General features: G+C 38.1%; 19 protein-coding genes. All 19 read right to left on the minus strand.

Going from position 1 to position 18108, the window contains the following annotated elements:
• Positions 1-96: 96 nt before the first annotated feature.
• Genes B2C77_RS21705 through B2C77_RS14035 form a run of 19 tightly spaced genes read right to left on the minus strand, consistent with a single transcriptional unit; the run spans position 97 to position 18067 of the window.
• On the minus strand, positions 97-261 hold the full coding sequence (locus B2C77_RS21705; protein ID WP_176087329.1) for a hypothetical protein: 165 nt from the start codon (positions 259-261) through the stop codon (positions 97-99).
• Positions 261-4544: a phage tail spike protein gene (locus tag B2C77_RS13955; protein ID WP_176087330.1), complete on the minus strand. Its 4284-nt coding sequence runs from the start codon at positions 4542-4544 to the stop codon at positions 261-263. Before B2C77_RS13955 ends, B2C77_RS21705 begins: the two co-directional genes overlap by 1 nt.
• Positions 4535-4867 (minus strand): phage distal tail protein, encoded by a 333-nt coding sequence (locus B2C77_RS13960; RefSeq protein ID WP_077704938.1) that lies wholly within the window; start codon positions 4865-4867, stop codon positions 4535-4537. The genes B2C77_RS13955 and B2C77_RS13960 overlap by 10 nt, the downstream gene beginning before the upstream one ends.
• Positions 4867-5391: a coiled-coil domain-containing protein gene (locus B2C77_RS13965; RefSeq protein ID WP_077704941.1), complete on the minus strand. Its 525-nt coding sequence runs from the start codon at positions 5389-5391 to the stop codon at positions 4867-4869. The genes B2C77_RS13960 and B2C77_RS13965 overlap by 1 nt, the downstream gene beginning before the upstream one ends.
• A complete protein-coding gene (locus B2C77_RS13970; protein ID WP_077704944.1) occupies positions 5381-5848 on the minus strand; it encodes a distal tail protein Dit in 468 nt (155 codons plus the stop codon). The genes B2C77_RS13965 and B2C77_RS13970 overlap by 11 nt, the downstream gene beginning before the upstream one ends.
• Before the next feature lie 14 nt (positions 5849-5862).
• Positions 5863-9765 carry a phage tail tape measure protein gene (locus tag B2C77_RS13975; protein ID WP_077704947.1) on the minus strand — a complete coding sequence of 1301 codons (3903 nt, stop codon included), beginning with the start codon at positions 9763-9765 and terminating at the stop codon, positions 5863-5865.
• 33 nt (positions 9766-9798) lie between these two features.
• The gene (gpGT, locus tag B2C77_RS21710) at positions 9799-9945 is read right to left on the minus strand and encodes a phage tail assembly chaperone GT (protein WP_176087331.1); all 147 of its coding nucleotides are present in this window, start codon (positions 9943-9945) and stop codon (positions 9799-9801) included.
• Positions 9946-9983: 38 nt separating this feature from the next.
• A complete protein-coding gene (gpG, locus tag B2C77_RS13980; protein WP_077704950.1) occupies positions 9984-10346 on the minus strand; it encodes a phage tail assembly chaperone G in 363 nt (120 codons plus the stop codon).
• Between the two features lie 45 nt (positions 10347-10391).
• Positions 10392-10946, minus strand: coding sequence for a hypothetical protein (locus B2C77_RS13985; protein WP_077704952.1), 555 nt, complete (start codon positions 10944-10946; stop codon positions 10392-10394).
• Complete coding sequence (locus B2C77_RS13990) at positions 10946-11563, minus strand: major tail protein (RefSeq protein ID WP_077704955.1); 618 nt, start codon at positions 11561-11563, stop codon at positions 10946-10948. Before B2C77_RS13990 ends, B2C77_RS13985 begins: the two co-directional genes overlap by 1 nt.
• A gap of 31 nt (positions 11564-11594) precedes the next feature.
• On the minus strand, positions 11595-11978 hold the full coding sequence (gp17, locus tag B2C77_RS13995; protein WP_077704958.1) for a tail completion protein gp17: 384 nt from the start codon (positions 11976-11978) through the stop codon (positions 11595-11597).
• On the minus strand, positions 11978-12370 hold the full coding sequence (locus B2C77_RS14000) for a hypothetical protein (protein WP_077704961.1): 393 nt from the start codon (positions 12368-12370) through the stop codon (positions 11978-11980). The genes gp17 and B2C77_RS14000 overlap by 1 nt, the downstream gene beginning before the upstream one ends.
• Positions 12367-12735, minus strand: coding sequence for a head-tail adaptor protein (locus B2C77_RS14005; protein WP_254843972.1), 369 nt, complete (start codon positions 12733-12735; stop codon positions 12367-12369). The genes B2C77_RS14000 and B2C77_RS14005 overlap by 4 nt, the downstream gene beginning before the upstream one ends.
• Positions 12722-12988, minus strand: coding sequence for a hypothetical protein (locus B2C77_RS14010; RefSeq protein WP_077706918.1), 267 nt, complete (start codon positions 12986-12988; stop codon positions 12722-12724). The genes B2C77_RS14005 and B2C77_RS14010 overlap by 14 nt, the downstream gene beginning before the upstream one ends.
• Positions 12989-13032: 44 nt before the next feature.
• A complete protein-coding gene (locus B2C77_RS14015) occupies positions 13033-14166 on the minus strand; it encodes a phage major capsid protein (protein ID WP_077704967.1) in 1134 nt (377 codons plus the stop codon).
• Between the two features lie 17 nt (positions 14167-14183).
• Positions 14184-14924, minus strand: coding sequence for a head maturation protease, ClpP-related (locus B2C77_RS14020; RefSeq protein ID WP_077706919.1), 741 nt, complete (start codon positions 14922-14924; stop codon positions 14184-14186).
• A 26-nt stretch (positions 14925-14950) separates the two neighbouring features.
• Entirely contained in the window at positions 14951-16093 is a 1143-nt protein-coding gene (locus B2C77_RS14025) for a phage portal protein (RefSeq protein WP_141130732.1), read from the minus strand.
• Between the two features lie 4 nt (positions 16094-16097).
• Entirely contained in the window at positions 16098-17768 is a 1671-nt protein-coding gene (locus B2C77_RS14030) for a terminase TerL endonuclease subunit (protein ID WP_077704970.1), read from the minus strand.
• Positions 17765-18067: a P27 family phage terminase small subunit gene (locus B2C77_RS14035; protein WP_077704973.1), complete on the minus strand. Its 303-nt coding sequence runs from the start codon at positions 18065-18067 to the stop codon at positions 17765-17767. The genes B2C77_RS14030 and B2C77_RS14035 overlap by 4 nt, the downstream gene beginning before the upstream one ends.
• Between the last annotated feature and the right edge of the window lie 41 nt (positions 18068-18108).

An 18108-nucleotide genomic window follows, 5' to 3' on the forward strand; every position in this document is an offset into this window, starting at 1 on the left:
TTTCCTTCTATTTTACCTTGGGTAGAAATGATAATCACCCTCCTCACCTACTAATTTCGACAAGGAGGAACAATTTTCCTGCATAAAAAATAACGCCTATTCAGCGTTTTCTTCTTCTTGTGATGTATTTGCCTTCAGCTCATTTATTTCCTCTTGTTGTGCGGTAATTATAGCCTCATGATAGGCTTTTTCTTGTGAAAGCTGTGCTACTTGATTACTTAATGCATTTACTACATATTGTAAATTAACTTCTTGTTCCATTAGGATTCTCCTTTTATAATTTTTTCAAGTTCATCAATACGCTGTTGTTGGTATTTTAGTGCTCCTGCAATAACGTTTATATAGTTGTCTTGTACTAAAGCATCACCTTGCTCGTCCAATATTTCTTTTGGGCTTTCTTCTGCTATAGGACCATAGCTTTTTCTACATCTAGAGCTTTGTTTATCATCATTTTTATAGTGATATGATTTAATTTTTATTTGATCGAAAATGTTTTGCGCCATTTCTGGTGCAAAATCATTAATATTTTCTTTCATGTCTCTTGTGGATAGCTTTATTGTGTCTTTGCAATGAAGATAATTTGTATATACTCTCCATAGTCTCCTAGATTTTATACCTACATAGCCCCCTGCACTTCTATTACTGTAAATGCGTGGATGCCAATCTCCATCACCATCTTTATAATCATTAAACTCCCAGTAGTTACTAGAAGGCCCTTGATTAAACCAAAATCTATGTGCGTCTGCCTTATATAACATTCTCTTGCCCGAATAAAGAGATGTTGACACATCATTATTTTGACTACCAATTATAAAGTCGTTGTTAACATTCATTCCGACACTAGCTGCATCGCTACCATTACCACTGAAAAACCTTATCGTACTAGGGTCAGACTGCCCTTTGCCAGCTATATCACGTACGCCAATGTGTATCCTTACCCTGCCCCTGCTATCGACTGACTCAAATCCTTTATCGTCTATTTGGATAGCCTGTGTACCATTTTTAACACGTATTAGCACCTTGTTCGCATCTATGATACCAGATTTAATTTTATCGGCAGTAACACTAGAGATCATTGCATTGGTTACTCTTACGTTGGCTATCTTAGCAAAATCTATTTTGGCATTACTTGCAATAAGGTCATTGGTAATTACGCCATCCTTAATATAAACTTTCCCGTTTCTAACAACTAAATCACCATCGATGGAAACGCGTTGCGCATTAATTTTAATCTGTTCGGGAGATTGATTAATACTGGATACAACGCCATTTTTACTTACTTTTGACTCAATACGGTCAGCGTGTTGTTTAATAGTTGATTCGGCTGTACTAACGCGCATGGTCATATTATCCATGTCTTTGTTATAAGTAGTTTCCGTTACCTTTCCCTCAATCAAGTCCGCTTGCTGTTTAAACGTGGAGTTAGCCGTACTTTTAAACTTTTCGTAGTCCGTTTTAATTGCTGAAAATTCTTGCTCGACACCTTTAGCTGTTTGCTCAATTTCTGATGCGTAGTGTTCAACGGATTCGATTTTTTTATCGGTGTCTTCGGGTGCTGGCGTCCAATCGGTTGCCTTGTTTCCTTTTTCAGCCATTTCGTGTTTAATTTCGAATAAAAGTTCGGATGCATCGGAACCAGCATCGCTTCTTTGCACAGCGAAATTTAGCTTATAGCAATCCTCTGGAATGATTGCAGTATGAGTTAATCTTTTTTCTTCTCCCGGATATATTTTTTTTTCTCCGCGATTTGATTCGTGGAATCTGCCATCAGGATAAAACCAAGTGAATCTAGGGTTAATATATGCTGGTGCATCTTTAGGTAATTTTGCCGTAAAAGATAATGTTATTTCATCCCCTGGCTTCAAACCCATTTCCTCTAAGTCTCTTGTTTGGATGTGATAGTACCAGATACCTGCTTTTACAGTTTTATAAGATTGATTACTGTTTATAATTAAATTCCTTCCACCAACCTCTATCTTACCCAGCTCGCCTTTAACATAAGTTGCATCGACTTTACTTCTAATCATATCCGCCTGTTGTTCGATGGTTGATTTATTACTGTTGATGTCGGTAATTATACCTTGCTTATCGGTGTTGTAAGTGGTGTTATCAACCTTGCTTGCTATGCCCTCAGCGTTAATTTGTATGGCAGCACTATTTTTATTTATTGACGTCTCAAGGCTTTGTTTATCTTGTTTATATTGCTTATTATCAACTTTAGCAGTAATATCTTTTTCCGTTTGGATAATGCGAGATTCATGACTTTCTAAGTCTCTTATAATGCCATCTTTATCCTTTTTATACTGTTCGCCAGATACCTTACTAGCTATTTCCTTGGCATTTTGCGTAATGCTAGATTCAGCACTTTCAACCCTACCTGTTATGACATTTACAGTCTCAAGTTCTGCCTTAGACTTTATTTCTTTTGCGTTTTGAGTGATAGATGTTTCCGCAGTGTCAACTCTATTTTTTAAAGAGTTATATTCCGTACTCGATGCTTTAGATTCTATTTCTTTTTCGTTTTGCTTTATCATCGTTTCGTGACTTTGCAAATTTTCAACAATGCCGTCTTTATCTGTCTCATAAGTGGTTTTTGATACAACATTATTAAAGCGAGTATCTACCTGTTCAATCGTGTAAACATCGTCTTTGTTAACTTTGCTTACCAGTTGACCATTCACCCACTCCGCATTTACTTTTTCGGCAAGGTCTGCCTTAACCTCGTCAACGATTTCCTTATCAGCTTTCTTGACCAGTTGCCCATTTACCCATTCGGCGCCAACCTTATCAGCTAAATCGGAAACAATTTGACTTACTTTTTCCTGGTAATCTTCCATAGCTACCGCACCAAGTTCATCAGCACTTGTAGGAGCAAGTGGTTTCCAATCCTCACCATTCCAGTGACGTAGGATATTAGGTTCTTTGCTGGTATCCAACCAATACTTATAATCTTTAGGACTAGGTGCTTCCTTGCCTTTGTAAATGCTGTATTCGATAAAGTCAGGAACAATATCCTCTATATCTGGTAAGTCTAGTTGCACGGTTGAAGCACTAACCTGCTCTGAATACTCACTTGCTGTGCCATGCGTATTAACAGCTCTTACTCGGAAATACCATTTTTCATCCGTATCAGCATCAAAGTTATAGCCACCTACTTTCCCACGGAAAACAAGGTTTGTAGGATCGGGAGCAAATCCATTGGTTTTACTAGCGAACACCTCATATGCAGCTATGGCGTAAGTAGATTCAAATGTCCATGACAGCATAATCTTTTTAAACAAGCCCTCAGCTCTTACGTTTTTAGGAACATCAGGTTTTACATCTGGAAACTTGTCATCCGTAATAGGGCCACCGCCAGCATCCCAGTTGCCTTCTTTGTCCTTCACTTTGTCAATAACCCAATCAATATCACTGTCATCTGGGTCTAGGTCTAAGATGTTACCTAAAACAAGACTACCGTCCTCGGGATTGCCGATATCATATTTCCACGACATGATACGCGCCTCTATCAATATCATAGGCTTAATATCTTTGTCTCTAGCAATGCCTGTATCACCAAGAAACACCTGTTCATGTTCATATCCAGATATGCCGTAAAATGTGATAATATCCATTTCATACTGTGCTTTTGGTTCCTTCTCATCCTGCACAGCCTGCCATGTTTTAGCGAGTAGTTTTTCTGGATCTTCTTCCTCGCTATCCTCGAATAATCCAAATCGGTGCATCATTTTGCCTGTTTGGTGGTTAGGTATGCCATGACTTTCTAATGCATCCGGATCTCCTACCCACTCCTGCCCTTTTGGCTTATCTACTGGATCACCTTTTTTCTTAGACCAAACAACGTCCCTAAATGTAATTTTTCTTGTATAGCCTTCATTTTCTGTTTGCAATGATTTACCTTTTCCGTATAAGGCTGTTTTCGGATAGTAAAGCACTGTCCTTGTGATATTTTTAATATCCTTATCAATCTCAAACCTTTTCCCCGTATCTGATCCCTTACGATGGACAATATCAACATATCTACCAGCAATCTTATTGCCTTTAATCTCGACACGATCAACGACTTCTCCGCCCCAAATATCGGTAAGTTCTCCCAAACATTCATAGGCGTTTTTAAAGTAGAAACTAGTGGAGTTTATACCAAGATCAGCCACATTACCAACTTGCCAGCGTGCATTTTCCAAAATCAGACCTAAAACATATGCAGCATCTTTATCCTGTGGTCTACGTTCCTCTACCATGACATCAGCTAACTCCTGTATACCCGGCATACAATTAACAATCTTTTCAGTAGCTTCGCCGTCTCTGTCGTCTACTTCTCTAATCGTAAACAGGCGGAAATCTCCTTTTAAATCACGAAAAGCCACTTGATTACCACCAACTAAATACTCAGCATCGCTATCAGATGCAGGGTAATTGATTAAAAAAGAGACAGGCATTTCTACCGTCTCCTCGAAATCAGCTTTTATATAGTTGTCAGTGATTGCTAGCAAGTTATCGTATTTGTCAAAGATATATAATTTTTCTTTCACTCCTACAACCACCTTTCCGTATATTCAACCTCTAATTGCATTGTTGGCACCGTCTTAATCTCGTTATATCCCGGCTCCAATTTAAAAAAATCTGCATAACGCAGATCGACTGTTTCCATTTGCAAACGTCCATTAATAAATACTTTACGCTTGTCAAAGTCTATTTTTACCACATCGTTTTTCTTAAAGTTATAATGTATTCGCAATATCTCATCTCTGCAACTAAGCTGCATATAAGGTATTTCATCTTTAATAACAGCCATAATAAAAGGTGCTGTATCAGCTGTACCTTTGACAGTAACCTCATTCGTTTGAGACATTTCAATCCAACGCATTAAGCTTCACCTTCTGGTGGGGTTTCGGATTCTTTCAGTAAGTTTTCTAAAGCTGTAAGGCGATTGCCATATTCGGTTAATTGAGTTTGCATTGCTTCAATAGAATTTTTATTTTCCTGTGCTTTGCTTTTTACCTCGCTTAAACCATTCTGAATAACATCTAAAGTTTGGTTAATAGTTGCAATGTCCTTATTAATTTCACTAATGTTGCTTTCGTTTGCGTTGATTCTGCTTTTATTACTAGCAATCTCACTTTTGTTAGTAGCCACATTTTTGTTTACTGTAGATAAACCACTCTCTAATGTAGATACGTCTTTTTTAGTATTATCTAAGCTTGATCGCAAGTTAGAAACGTCCTGCTTGGTCTTATCTAAACTAGATTGCAATGACGCCGTTTTATCCTGCAACTGTTTTGTGGCTGCGTCTATCTTATCCGCATTTTGTGCAAAGTTAGCAATAGATACGTCTATCTTGTCCGTTATTTCTGGCTTTACTAGTTTTAAATTTGGTGTATTAAGAGCCAATTAAATCCCTCCAACTCTGTCCTGCATATTCTTCCCAAGTATATTTTTTTAAAGCGATTGTTTTGTGGGGTTGACCGTATTTGTATGGGTCTGGGCAAACAAAGTTAATTGTTCCATTACCCCAATAAGTCAATTCTTCTAAATCCAGCCCACCTTCAACAGCAGCATAATAAGTACGATCTGGTTCATCACTAAATATCAACGCTTTAGGTTCTTTAGTCACCAACCAAGCCGCCATATCTTCTTTTACTTTTTGCAAGTCAGGTATTCCGTCATGCTCTATTAAAACAGGAACAGTTATTTCTCTAACTTCCATCCCTGTTCTAATTAATTTTTCACCAGCAAGTCTAGGGTGTTTTGTCGTCACCCTATTTAATGGCGCCCATGCAGGTCTTTCTCTACCTCTTATAATCTTTATATAAGGTTTTTTAATACCATTAAACGTAAAATAATTCAATTAAATCAGCCCTCTCATGACAAACGAGGTTGCATTTTTTTAGTGTAGTTATTGCGTTTCTGTAGTTGGGTTAATTCGGGTTCAATTTCTCTTGCAAAAGTTTTTTTATCCAAATACACATTATTATCCTTAGCAAGTATCTGCATTAAGATATTATTTTGCTCTAATGTTGCATCTAGTAAGTCTTTGGTGTAATCTTTGCTCTTATTACCACTACTAGGAGCAGGAACCTCAACCGTTGTTTTACTATCTTTAGCATTTAAAGCCAACAAAGCCATAAACTCATTGTTTCGTAGTTTACTTGGCTCAACAAGGCTTTGCCAGTCTTTTGTACCCTGAGCGTATTTTGGAGCTGATTTTAATATACGTTTAGTCTCTCTTGCAGGTAATACGTGCGTACCCTTTGGTAGGTTGGGGTATAGAGTTGGTCTGTCGGCACTTAAAAACATCTTGCCATTAGGTAATCGTGCTAACTCATTACCAGCATTATTCCCTTTACCGTCACCAAGTACTGCATGCCCTCCAGGGTGCCCGCTTGGTGGTGTACCATGTGCCCAAAACTTTAATGCACTCAACCCTTTACCGACAAAATTAATTACTTTGGTAACAGGGTTTTCTGCTTTTCTGTCTAAAGAAGCAATAGAGCCATTGTCATCAGCTTTTACGGGCTTTTCTATCATCTTCATTGCGCGCTTATTTAAGTCATAAATAGTATTCATGTCTGTGACGTCAACTTCTTTAGTAACATCTTTACTCGCTTCTTTGGTGCGTCTATATTCAAGTGTGATACCTCTATCGGTTTTCTTGTTGTTATTGTCGATTTTCCCGCCTTGCCTATCAATCGCTTTAGAGCCTAGGTTTATTTCGTCCTTCACTTGATCCCATAACCCTGCTTCTTTTAGGATTTTCTTAAGCACATCATCATTTTTACCAATCTTAGTATCGAGTTCAGAGATTTGGTTCCTGATTTCTTGCTTATTCAATCCTTGTTGCTTTCCGTTTTTTATAAGGTTTTCACGCTCTTTTAAATGTTCGTTGTTTTTGTTTTGAATCTGCTTTACAATGTTACCTTCTTCTACTTTAATTTCTGCTTTTTCAGCTAGGTTTTTTATATCCTGTTGTTCTTCTTGTGACAGCTTAGTGAGTTTGGTATCTAGCAAAGAGTTGATGTTATTATAGAGACCCAATTCTTCAAAAATATATAACTTTGCTTCTTGCTGTTTAGTATTTGAAGCAACCAACTTGTCATAACGTTTTTGTTCTTCAATTGTGAGTTCGCCGTTTTTCTGGCGCTTCTGTTCAAGTGCAAGAATTTCTTCACTATTTTTTGCAATGGATTGATCGAGTTGCGCTAACCCTTTTTGCCCTTCTTCGTTAATCCCTACTTGTTTGAGGACAATGTTAGTCATCTCCATATTGAGAGCACTTATTTTTTCTAATTCCTCATCATTCTTTGCAATTTTTTCATTTAGAGCATCTCTTTGTCCTTTGATTGCTTCTAACCCTTGACCAATACCATCCTTGATGTAACCCACTATGATTTCTTCTTCTCTTTTTAACTCATTTAACTTCTCCTGGTCTCCTCTGTGCAAAAGTTGCTGTTGCTTTATTTCAGAGTGGCGTTCGCGGAGAGTGTCATTTCTTTCTTTTTCGCTCATAGCTTCCAGGTTTCGTAGTTCCTTTGACTTTTTATCAAGTTCCGCTATTTCTTCTTTTAGCCCCTTGTTGCTTTTAAGGATTTTACCTTTGTTTTCTTCCGCTATAACTAATTCATCGGACAATTCCTGCCTTGACATTTCGTAGAGAGATTGCACATACTCTTTTACTTCATCTGTATTTTTTGCAAAAGCATTACCTTGTTCGCTTACTTGTGTTTTAACATCTGGTGACTGATCAATGATTTTTTCATTTGCTTTAAACAGTTTTTTAAGCTCATCTTTTGATAACCCTGATTTTTGGGCAAGGTAATCATACTGCTTTTGTAACTCGGCGATCTCTCCAGGATTGCTAGATTGAGATATTCTTATATTCAGATCATTTAGCTCAGCTAGTTGTTCATTGCTTATTTTTGCTTTACTTGATAGCCTGTCAAATGTATCAGCGCTTTTATCAAGTTCTATCGCTTGATCATTTAAAGATTTAGCTACATCAAGGTTAGCCTTCTCGGTCTCTTTAGATTTTTCGGTTAGCTTATAAATGCCAATACCTAGCGCCGCAACTCCAGCAATAGCTAATCCAACAACACCGCCTTTACCCAAACTTGCAATAGACGCGGCTGTTCCTGTACCTTTCGCTACGCCGATAGTTTTTGATAATCCTCCCATGCCTTGCATTAACATTCCTGTACCCATTGTTAATTTTCCAAAGATACTCAAAACAGGACCAGCAGCAGCTGATAATAAACCAAACTTCACAATATTCTCCTGAGTTTTAGGGCTTAATTCCGCAAACCAATTGGTTAAATCTTTTAATAGGTCAATAGTCGTCTCAATCGTTGGCTTTAAATTTTTGTACATCTCTATAAATAGATCCTGTAACATGGACTTTAACTCTTTAATGCTACCAGCAACATTGTCCTGCATAGTATCAGCCATTTCACTAGCAGCGCCTTCAGAACCTTCAATAGCACTTGTTAATTTTTCATAATCTCCTTCGGATGCGTTAACTACTGCAAGCGCTCCTGACATAGCTTCTTTACCAAATATAGTTGCGGCTGCAGCCGCTTGTTGTTTCTTGTCCAACTTACCAAGGTTTTTACGCAAGTCTTTCATTACATCATCAAATGATTTCATTTTTCCATTCGAATCCGTTAGAGAAATGTTATATTTATCCATAGCTTTTTTCATTTGCTTTGTTGGTTTTGATAAGTTAGTCATCATAGTACGTAATGCAGTACCTGATTTTTCACCCTTAATACCAGCGTTGGCCATTAGACCAATCGCTTTTGACGTATCCTCCATTGTGTAGCCCAACGCACCTGCAACGGGAGCAGCATATTGAAATGCTAACCCCAACCCTTTAACATCAGTGTTTGCTTTAGAGGATGTAGCAGCTAAAATATCAGCCATGCGAGTACTCTCTTTGGCAGACTCACCAAATGCTGTTAATCCGTCTGTCACAATATCCGACACGCTCGCTAAATCTTCACCAGATGCGGCTGCCAAGTCCATAACACCAGAAATACCATCCATCATTTCCGTGGCATCCCAACCAGCTAGTGACATGTAATAAAAAGCATCGCTTGTTTCTTTAGCACTAAACACAGAGGTTTTGCCCATTTCTCGTGCTTTTGTTTCTAAGTTCTTCATTTCTTCAGCACTAGCACCAGAAACAGCTTTAACTTTAGACATACCAGCTTCAAAATCCATGCCTGTTTTTATGGCGGCTCCACCAACAATTCCAAGTGGTAAGGTTACATTTCGGTTTAATGTACTACCGATATCACTCATGCCTGATCCAAAGTTTTTTACTTTTGAACCTGTATTGTGTAATTTGTCCCCCATTTTCGTCCAATTTGAATTGGCAATGCGCTGTTCTTCTTTTAACTTGGCCAATTCATCTTTGGTACGTTCCACATAGCGTTCTAAGTTGTTTAAGGATGCAGCTTGGTTGTTGTATTCCTTCGCTGCCTTTTCCGCTTCGGTGGATCCTTCGCCGTATTCATCTACCATTTTTCGATATGACTTATACGCTTTATCAGTAACTGCTCTTTGTACTTCTAATTTTTTATTAAGTCCTTTTAATCGAGTCTCATATTTGCCAACCGATCTATCACTGCGGTCAAAAGCAGACATATTAGCTTTCATTTCGCTATTAACCGTTTTAAGTCTGGACTTTAAATCATCCAAGCCGCTATTTACTTTCATGGTTTCGAGATCAAGGCCAATGGATAAGCCTTCAAGACGTTCCGTCATCATTTTACCTCCTCTCTTTGGAGATAATAAAAAGCCCTAACCGCCAAACGCGGCGATTAAGGACTTTTCTTTTTTCGGTTTATTTTTATCTTTTAATATTTTTGCGACAAAATGGATGGGCATATCTAATATATCATTGATGTCTTTCCCTTTTTCCATCATGTCTACGATGAGTTTATCCATATATTCTGCTTGTTTGGCTAAAGAAAAGTCCTCATCGTTTAACCGTTCTTCGCCAGGTAGTTTTTTGTATCATTACTTTGTTGGCCGTGAGCCACGAATAACACTTGTTCGTATAACACGTTTTTTCCATCGGGTGCATGGAGTCGTTCGTAAATATCATCTTTAGTAAATTTCCCTGCATAAATTTCATTTGCTACAAAGTCTGCTAATTTATCAAACTTATCTGTTTCAGTCATTTCCGTATCTGTTTCCAAATCATCAAACAGTTGAATCGCATCTCTACACACCCGAAACGGAATAAAGGCAGGTGTCCAATGTTTTTCAATTTCCACCTCTCCACCTTTCATGACTTCCTCTGGGTTCTTCACTAATTCGATCAGGTTTCGTTTTAAATTAGCCATTTTATTTCCTCCTAAATATAAAAGAGCAAGGGATTTACCATGCTCTTATGATCCTGCACCTTCTAGCGCTTCAATTCTTGCTATAATGTCGTTATACTGTGCTTCAGTTCCAAAGCCATCTTTTCCTGCATTCCCTTTGTCACCTTTAGCACCTTTCAATGAGTTTAACCACTCTTGTTCTGTTCCTTCAAAACCATTGTCTACTGCAATTTCATATGCTGACTTACCGTTTTTTCCTGGATCACCTTTTTCACCAGACCCTCCACTAGATTGTCTGACTAAATTGGCGATTTCTCCTGCTTTTACAGCATCTGTTACGTAACCAATTCCTTCCCCAGCAGATCCGACAATGACACCGCCATCTCCTGCTTCCACATATTGGCCTGCAGTTAAATCCTCCCCTGCTTCTACGTTCCATATCGGCTTATCTCTCATGGTTACGGTGACGGCTTGACTTTCTTTGAGATCGCCTGTAGACACAAAGTCTGGTGATCCTCCTGCTGCAGTAATAGATAAATGTGGGGCACCGTTACCACCTGTCATAGATAGTAAGCGATTAGCTGGTATGTCTTGGGTTACAATTGCATCAAAAGTACTCATTATCCTTCTACACCTCCGCCAGTTTCTGTTCCATTTTCACTTGGATAAGCTTGCCCAAATACTTTCATAAATAACGCATCGCGGTTTATAGTCTCGCCTTTTGCATCTCTAGCAAAAAGCACTGATTTTTCTTCAATAAACCCTTCTACTTTTCGATCCATAAATTGAGCTGTAATTTCCTCAGAACTATACTCCACGCCTTCTCCCTTTGTGTTTCCAGTTACTGATGGGCGAGTAAATATGCCTTTAGGTAATCCTACGTACTCACGAGATCCATCTTCAAAAGTTTTGGCAAAGATAACAGCAACATAAGGTGGATTATCATTGCTACCTGTAGCTGTTACTCCGTCAACAGTTTCCCAACCAAGTAAGTTCTCTTTATCTTCAATTGGGATTTTATGAAACCCTGCAGTAACGGACACATCTCCACCAGATACAGCTATTTCTGCGGTTTGGTTATCCCCGTAAGCTCTAACTGGCTCTTGTGGCATTTCTACTGTAATGGTCTGCAAAAACTTTACTCTCTCAACATAATCAGCGATGACATTATCACCTACTGCACCGTAATAAAATTCATTCACTCCTGTAGAAGCACGGTAATTCTTTTGTTCTGCCAAATTAATCACTCCTTAAAATAAAATAGTCAGCCTATAAGCTGTCGAAATCATCTCGATATAATTTACCTCTATAACGTCTTGCGTCACGAAATACGCCTTCATCATACTCTTTGGGTCCTGCTTTTTGCGCAAACCCAAATGTCTCCCACATGATGTTCCGTATTCTGTTGGCCACACTATCAGTTAGCTTTCTGTCATGTGACCAGACGTCAATTTGTATCAAATAATCATACTTAGTCCATTTGTTACTTCCGTAATCACTAGGGTCGGGAGAGTTAAGTGGATCGATAACAATATAAGGTTTATCAACATTACCAGTCGCTGGGTACTCATAATATTTAATCCTACCTAGTGCTTGTGTTTTGATATAATCATCAGCAATTAACGCTTTATATACCTTGTCTAATATATCCATTACAAACCACCCTTTATTGCTTTACGCACTGCATCGCGATATGCCTTTTCACTATTTTTCATTGCCCTTGCAACTGCGCCTTTACCTCGTGGATTAGGATTTTTAACCGTACCCCATTCATTCAAATGAATTATACGGTAGCGTCCTTTTGGACCAGTCCAATGTATTTTAATGGTTCTTGTGCCTTGTTCCCACAAAGGACCTGTAATAGTAATTTCGTTAATGCTTGCTCCTGTGTCTCTAAAACCTTCAAACTCTGACTTTAGGACTCTTACAAACTCATTTGCAGCATTAATTAAAGCTTTGTCGCTTATCCGTTGCATACCTTGTTTGCCTAGCTTGGTTTCTAACTCATCTAAGAGTTTGTTTAATCCTCTGATTTTCACACTCATGTAACCAACCTACCAACGATCGTGATAAACTTTTTGTTTTGAAGATCGGGTTGTACGTGTTTAATGTTATATCGTTTATTACGATATTCAAGCGCATCGATGGATATATAATGCTCATCACTAGGGATGTAATCTTGCAACGGATCTCTTATAGTAAGCGTCACATCTGATAAAGTACCATTAGACTTGGCAAGTTCTAAGTCCTTGAGCCAAACTTCATCTACTTTAGCCATGCAATCGTACAGAACTTGCTTTTCTTGTTCTCCTGGTTCGGGTCCAGGATTAGGCGCATATTCATAAAAGGTTACTGGTGTACGTAAATCGCCAGCATTAACGCGTGGTGGTTTGTACTTAAAAGGTTGCATCTTCTTCACCTTCTTCTAATAAAGCAATATCAATTCCTAGTGAATTTATTTCACTAAGAAAATTATTCTCAAAGTATTCAAGCGCTTCATTATAAGCATATCTAGTACGCTCTAGCACTAGTTCCCTTGCTCTGACATCAATATCGGATTCTCCTGCGATATCAAACTCCCCACAATTTCCTTTGATTGATGAAATAGAGTAAGACAGCAACTGTTTTAAATTGCTATCCTCTCCGCTATGCGATATATGCATTCTGTCTTTGAATTCTTTTAATAAATCATCTGTGACCAATCAGATCACCCCTCAACACCAGCTTCATAAATTTTTAAGTTGTATACTTGAGCAGCATAATTATCTTTTGGTTTACCAGTAGCGTACTGTTTAGCAATATATAACGTAGCATCTTCAAGCGCTAATGTTTGGTCAAACTTTTTGATTGGCTCTTGTCCACCTAGTGCCGCGATATATTCACCCTGTACAAAGAACACAACTTTCCCTTGCGGTACAAATACCGATTCCGTCATAGCTGGATTAAATGGCAAGTTTGTAACGTATGCGCCGTTAGCATTTTGAATAGTTGCATTCGCTTGGATGTCAAAAGTATCAAAAGGATTAGTTACCATAACTACTTTCCCAGCAACCTTGCGTACTTTTTTCTCCTCGCCTTTCCCTGTTGGTCTAATAGACAATTTCTTAACTACATTTTTTAGTTCATTAATAGTAGCCCTTCCTGGTTCAAACGTAAGTGTTCCTGCAGTTTTCTTTTCAACAATTGCTCCGTTTTCTTGCTTTTCATACAGCAGTCCGATTGGCATAGATTGTCCATTCCCGGCAACAAACCCTCTTTCAAGACCAACCGCCATCGCTTCTTTGATAATTGTTCGTACATAACGTTCCACCCATACAGGACCAAGTTTTAACATGTCATTTGCAATTGGCAAGAATGCAGTGAGTTTTAATTGAGTGATAGATTCTTTGCGGAACGTTGCGTTTAACTTCCCTTGAATCTCACCAAATAAATTACCCCAAACAGCCGCGCCTTCTGGATCACTGAAAATAAACTCTGTTACTGCACCAAGATTTTGCAAACCTAACTTTTGTAGTAAAGGATGCTCTTCTTTTAGATCCTCAAAAATACGGTCTTGGGTAGATTTCGGAAGCGTCTCTGTGTCTTTAAATCCACCTTCTTCAATAACTGCATTAAAAAACGTCCTCTCTTCGGAAGTAAGAACGTTTTGACCTCGAGATTGCAAAATAGCATTATCCGCCATCTCTGTATTCACTTGATTCATAATGTCACTTTGAACATCTTTAGCTAAAGCTTCAAGCATGGTATTTAAAGCTTGTGATTGCTCTTGCTCCGTTCCTTCTTGCGTTGCTTTCGCAAATGCTTTTTTCTTTTCCTCGAAATTATTAAACGTAATTGGCATTTCCATTCTCCTTTGTTTTATAAATTTAAAAAGAGCTTACTCATGTTCTGCTTTGATTCAGCAGGCGTAGGCTCTTCTTTAGGTTTTTTATTTTGTTGTGGTTTTGCTTGAGCTGCATATTTTGTAACTAACTTTTCTTTAAAGTTTTCATATTCTTCATCATCTGTTTCTTCGTCTGCATCTGCTAGGTCATTTATCTCGACTTCTTCTCCTACCACATCTGCAAGACCAAATGCAACAGCTTCTTCTGCGGTTAGAAACGTTTCGTTATCAAGTAATTGAACGAGTTCAGATTCTTCACCAACAAATCGTTTTTTGTATGATGCTTCTAACGCCTTATCGATCTTTCTTAAATCTGCTGCAGTCTTTTCTAATAATGCCGCATTTCCCCATTCAATTGTAGAAGCTCGATGGATCATCATCATAGTGTTTTCCGGCATAATGATTTTGTCGCCAGCCATTGCTATAACAGATGCTGCGCTAGCCGCCCAGCCATCGATGTGTACAATAATTTCTGCTTTATGATTTTTAAGTAGATTTCCAATCGCCACACCGTCAAAGGCAGAACCTCCTGGGCTGTTAATATGCACATTGATTTTATCAGCATCAATGTTTTGCAATTGCTCCCGAATTCCCTCGGCGCTTCTTCGACTAAATGAAAAGCTGCTAATGGGGCCATATATAAAAAGATTGTACTCTTTATTATCTTTGCTTTTAGATTCAAAGCGAATGTCAGGTTTCTTTGCCAGCATGTTCATGATTTGCTCTTTCCATTCTTTAGACACTATTCCTCACCCCCTTTAAAAGATACTGTAGTATCAGCATAGTTTTTCGTTATGACATATTCCTCAAGTATCGGATCATCTACAGGATCCCATCCTAATTCATCTCTTAATTCGTTTCCGTTACCCACACCTGCACCTCGAATTTTATCAACAGCGCTTGCTACATCAAATATATCTCTATACCTTGCACGTTTGATTTTTATTTGAATACCTGAAAAATACTCTTCTCTGGTAAAAAGCTGAGCATTTAATTCATCTTTTACTTTCTTCAAAATAGGATCAACGCAAAAAAGCATAAAGTTACGAGTGAGATTTTCTACATCTGCCATCTCTCCTTTAACCAAGGAAGGCGGTATACCTAACGATCTTGCTACTTGGACAAGAAAGCCATCTGATACTTTATCCACTTCATCAACAGCTTGCCCTTTGGTATCTTTTGAATGTTCGCTATACGTATACCCGTTTTGCTGCGGAACTATGGCTATATCCTTGTCAGCAAAGGCTCGATACAGCTTATTCACAAAGCTCTGTAACTTCGACCTTCCTTCTTCACCTTTTGCTTTTGTGGTATCAATGTCTACCGTGCTACGAATTTGACTTTTTCGTTTTTGGGCATTTATTATCCGAGTGAATAACTCTCCATAATCTGCATATAATCCATCAATTATAGGTGCAAGTTTCTCATTTTTATATTCTAGGTAAATAACTTCATCTCTCCGAAACGACCGTTTGAACTCGTGATTTTTTACTACTACATCTTTAAAAATATCACTGTACACAGCGTACTCCATCTTGGTAAATGAATCTGCGACTAGCAAATCATCTGTTTTCGATTGAATGATTAAACATTCGTTATCATAAATAAGTTTGTAAATAACTTTTTGCCAGAATGTCGCAGCAATCTGATTCCTGTTCGGTTTAACGTTAAGTCGATAATAGATTTCGTTTTTTATAAACTGACTTCCGTCTCTAACACGAAACTCAGACATACTAATGGTTCTAGCAATTAAATCAATGCAGGTTTGTATCGCCATTTTTTTCATTTGTACTTTTTGCGATGTGTTTTCCAAGAGATCTAAATCAAAAACATATTCTAGCTCACTGTTTTTTTTAAATACATCTAATAATCCTATTTCACTCACCTCCTTAAAAATCTATTTCATCCAAGAAGAACTCTTCTTCGTCTATCAATATCTCATCAGCTTTGAATAAAGCATGGATAAACGCCTGGAAACCATCTGTTTTCCTTCTCAATTCATCCTTTTTTAAGTATTCTTTATTGCCATCTGGCTTCGTTTTAACAAGTACGTTATTTGTAAACCAACGCATTAAAGGATTGTCTCCATAAATAATATTCCGTTTTGCAAATGCTGTCTCTACCTTTGGAGCAAGCAAAGAATGTATTGCTCTTGGATTACGGATAAACTCTAATTCAAACCCTTCCGCCTCCAATGCTGGTTTTACTAAATCAAGTCGGAAAGTATCTCCGACTATTGTGTTTAACCCATATATTTCGCGCATAGTAACAAACCAATCTACAATATGTTGAATATCTATAACAGGACCATCTACTACGGTTAATAGCCCTTGTTCTTCCCATTCATAAATCGGTACATTTAGCTTTACCTTTTTTATAAATTCTCGACGAACAAAAGAATGTGTTTTCCAAACATAGTCATCATTAACCTTGAACAATAATCCTACAGATGCAAAGTCTTTAATCCGGGCATAGTCTAAACCTCCAACACAAGTGCGGTGCAGCGTATCAGGAACTTTTCGCAGTATTTGTTCTTGTGCGTTAGGAGCCGTTGTATAACCTGTAGACCAAATCTCTTCCCATGGTGCCACGGATTTTTCCAGGTCAACTTCTGGCCAATTCATACGCTTTGTCATAAATTCTTCTCGATTAGAAGGATCGTCGGCCATGTCCAAGTATTCTTCATTGACTGTATAGAAAAGCTCTTCAGCATATTCGCTTCTTGGTTCACAAAACATTGGCTGTGCCTTTTCCCACATAGTAGGATCGTCAACCTCATCCGCGCTATCCAATTTACAGATAAAAGGAAATAAAGCATTAGCACGAGTTTCCCCGCGTAAAACCTTCAATGCTTTTTCCTTCATCTTATCCAGAAAGCCTTCTCTCACATATCCATCTGTACCAAAATAAAATTCGCGTGGGTTTTTCTTTTTTCCTAAACCGCTAATATGCACGCGGACATCTTTATTACTCTCGTACTGATGACACTCATCAAAGCCAACTGCGCCATCCCTTAAACCGTCTTTCGTTTCCCCGTTGGAAGTCCGATAACGTATTTCGCTTTGAGTACGAATGCAAGTTGTTTTTGACTCCCAAGCTTTAAATGCTTTTTGTAGCACACTATGACGACGAACAGTTTTCTTTATTTCGTCCGGAGAAGTTTTTGCTTGATCCTCACTATTGGCCACCACGGAAATGTTATACTCCGGTATGCCGTGCAGTTCACTTATTAAAAAATGCGCAACGACTGAAAACAATCCGTTTTTTCCGCCACCACGCCCCAGCATCCACAAAAATTTACGATAGAACACTCTGTCTGTCTTCTTAAAAAACAAAAAGATGAATGCAATCAAAAACTTTTGAAAGTCTTGCAACGGGAAATACCATTTCTCTCCAAAGTTGATACAATCATCTATCATTTTGTTATCGAAATATATGTCAGCACGTGAAAGAACATCCCTTTCTAGGTATTCAATCAACATAACTCTTTCTTTATTGAGTTTTATCTTGCCGTTTCTATATAAATTTATATAATGTTCAACATGCTTATTTTTAATCATACTAAGTCACTGGCGCTGTAATTATCTTGCTTATTATCCAATGGAATTAAGGATCGTTCTATACTCAATAAAGATGCGTTTATTTTATTTCTTTCACTGATTAGAGGGTGGGCCTTGGTAAAACGTTGAGATCCGTTTTCTGTAACTACTGACTCTCCCTCTTTAGTAATAATACTATTTACTCGACGGAAAGATTTTACTAAATCTATATAGCGCTCTACCTTTTCTACTTGTACTAAATCCTCCGTATCAATTTTGTTCATGAGTTGTTTTTTTAATTTTGTAATTGCTACAGCCATCTACCCACCCCCCTAACGGAAATTTAACTCACATTTTTTCA

Source organism: Virgibacillus dokdonensis (genome assembly GCF_900166595.1).
Classification (GTDB): domain Bacteria; phylum Bacillota; class Bacilli; order Bacillales; family Amphibacillaceae; genus Virgibacillus; species Virgibacillus dokdonensis.

Bases quoted from the DNA above. Each gene is read 5' to 3' on its own strand.
- B2C77_RS21705 (WP_176087329.1), bottom strand. From the start codon at position 261: ATGGAACAAGAAGTTAATTTACAATATGTAGTAAATGCATTAAGTAAT.
- B2C77_RS13960 (WP_077704938.1), bottom strand. From the start codon at position 4,867: ATGCGTTGGATTGAAATGTCTCAAACGAATGAGGTTACTGTCAAAGGT.
- B2C77_RS13975 (WP_077704947.1), bottom strand. From the start codon at position 9,765: ATGATGACGGAACGTCTTGAAGGCTTATCCATTGGCCTTGATCTCGAA.
- gpGT (WP_176087331.1), bottom strand. From the start codon at position 9,945: ATGGATAAACTCATCGTAGACATGATGGAAAAAGGGAAAGACATCAAT.
- gpG (WP_077704950.1), bottom strand. From the start codon at position 10,346: ATGGCTAATTTAAAACGAAACCTGATCGAATTAGTGAAGAACCCAGAG.
- B2C77_RS13985 (WP_077704952.1), bottom strand. From the start codon at position 10,946: ATGAGTACTTTTGATGCAATTGTAACCCAAGACATACCAGCTAATCGC.
- gp17 (WP_077704958.1), bottom strand. From the start codon at position 11,978: ATGGATATATTAGACAAGGTATATAAAGCGTTAATTGCTGATGATTAT.
- B2C77_RS14000 (WP_077704961.1), bottom strand. From the start codon at position 12,370: ATGAGTGTGAAAATCAGAGGATTAAACAAACTCTTAGATGAGTTAGAA.
- B2C77_RS14005 (WP_254843972.1), bottom strand. From the start codon at position 12,735: ATGCAACCTTTTAAGTACAAACCACCACGCGTTAATGCTGGCGATTTA.
- B2C77_RS14010 (WP_077706918.1), bottom strand. From the start codon at position 12,988: ATGCATATATCGCATAGCGGAGAGGATAGCAATTTAAAACAGTTGCTG.
- B2C77_RS14015 (WP_077704967.1), bottom strand. From the start codon at position 14,166: ATGCCAATTACGTTTAATAATTTCGAGGAAAAGAAAAAAGCATTTGCG.
- B2C77_RS14020 (WP_077706919.1), bottom strand. From the start codon at position 14,924: ATGAACATGCTGGCAAAGAAACCTGACATTCGCTTTGAATCTAAAAGC.
- B2C77_RS14030 (WP_077704970.1), bottom strand. From the start codon at position 17,768: ATGATTAAAAATAAGCATGTTGAACATTATATAAATTTATATAGAAAC.
- B2C77_RS14035 (WP_077704973.1), bottom strand. From the start codon at position 18,067: ATGGCTGTAGCAATTACAAAATTAAAAAAACAACTCATGAACAAAATT.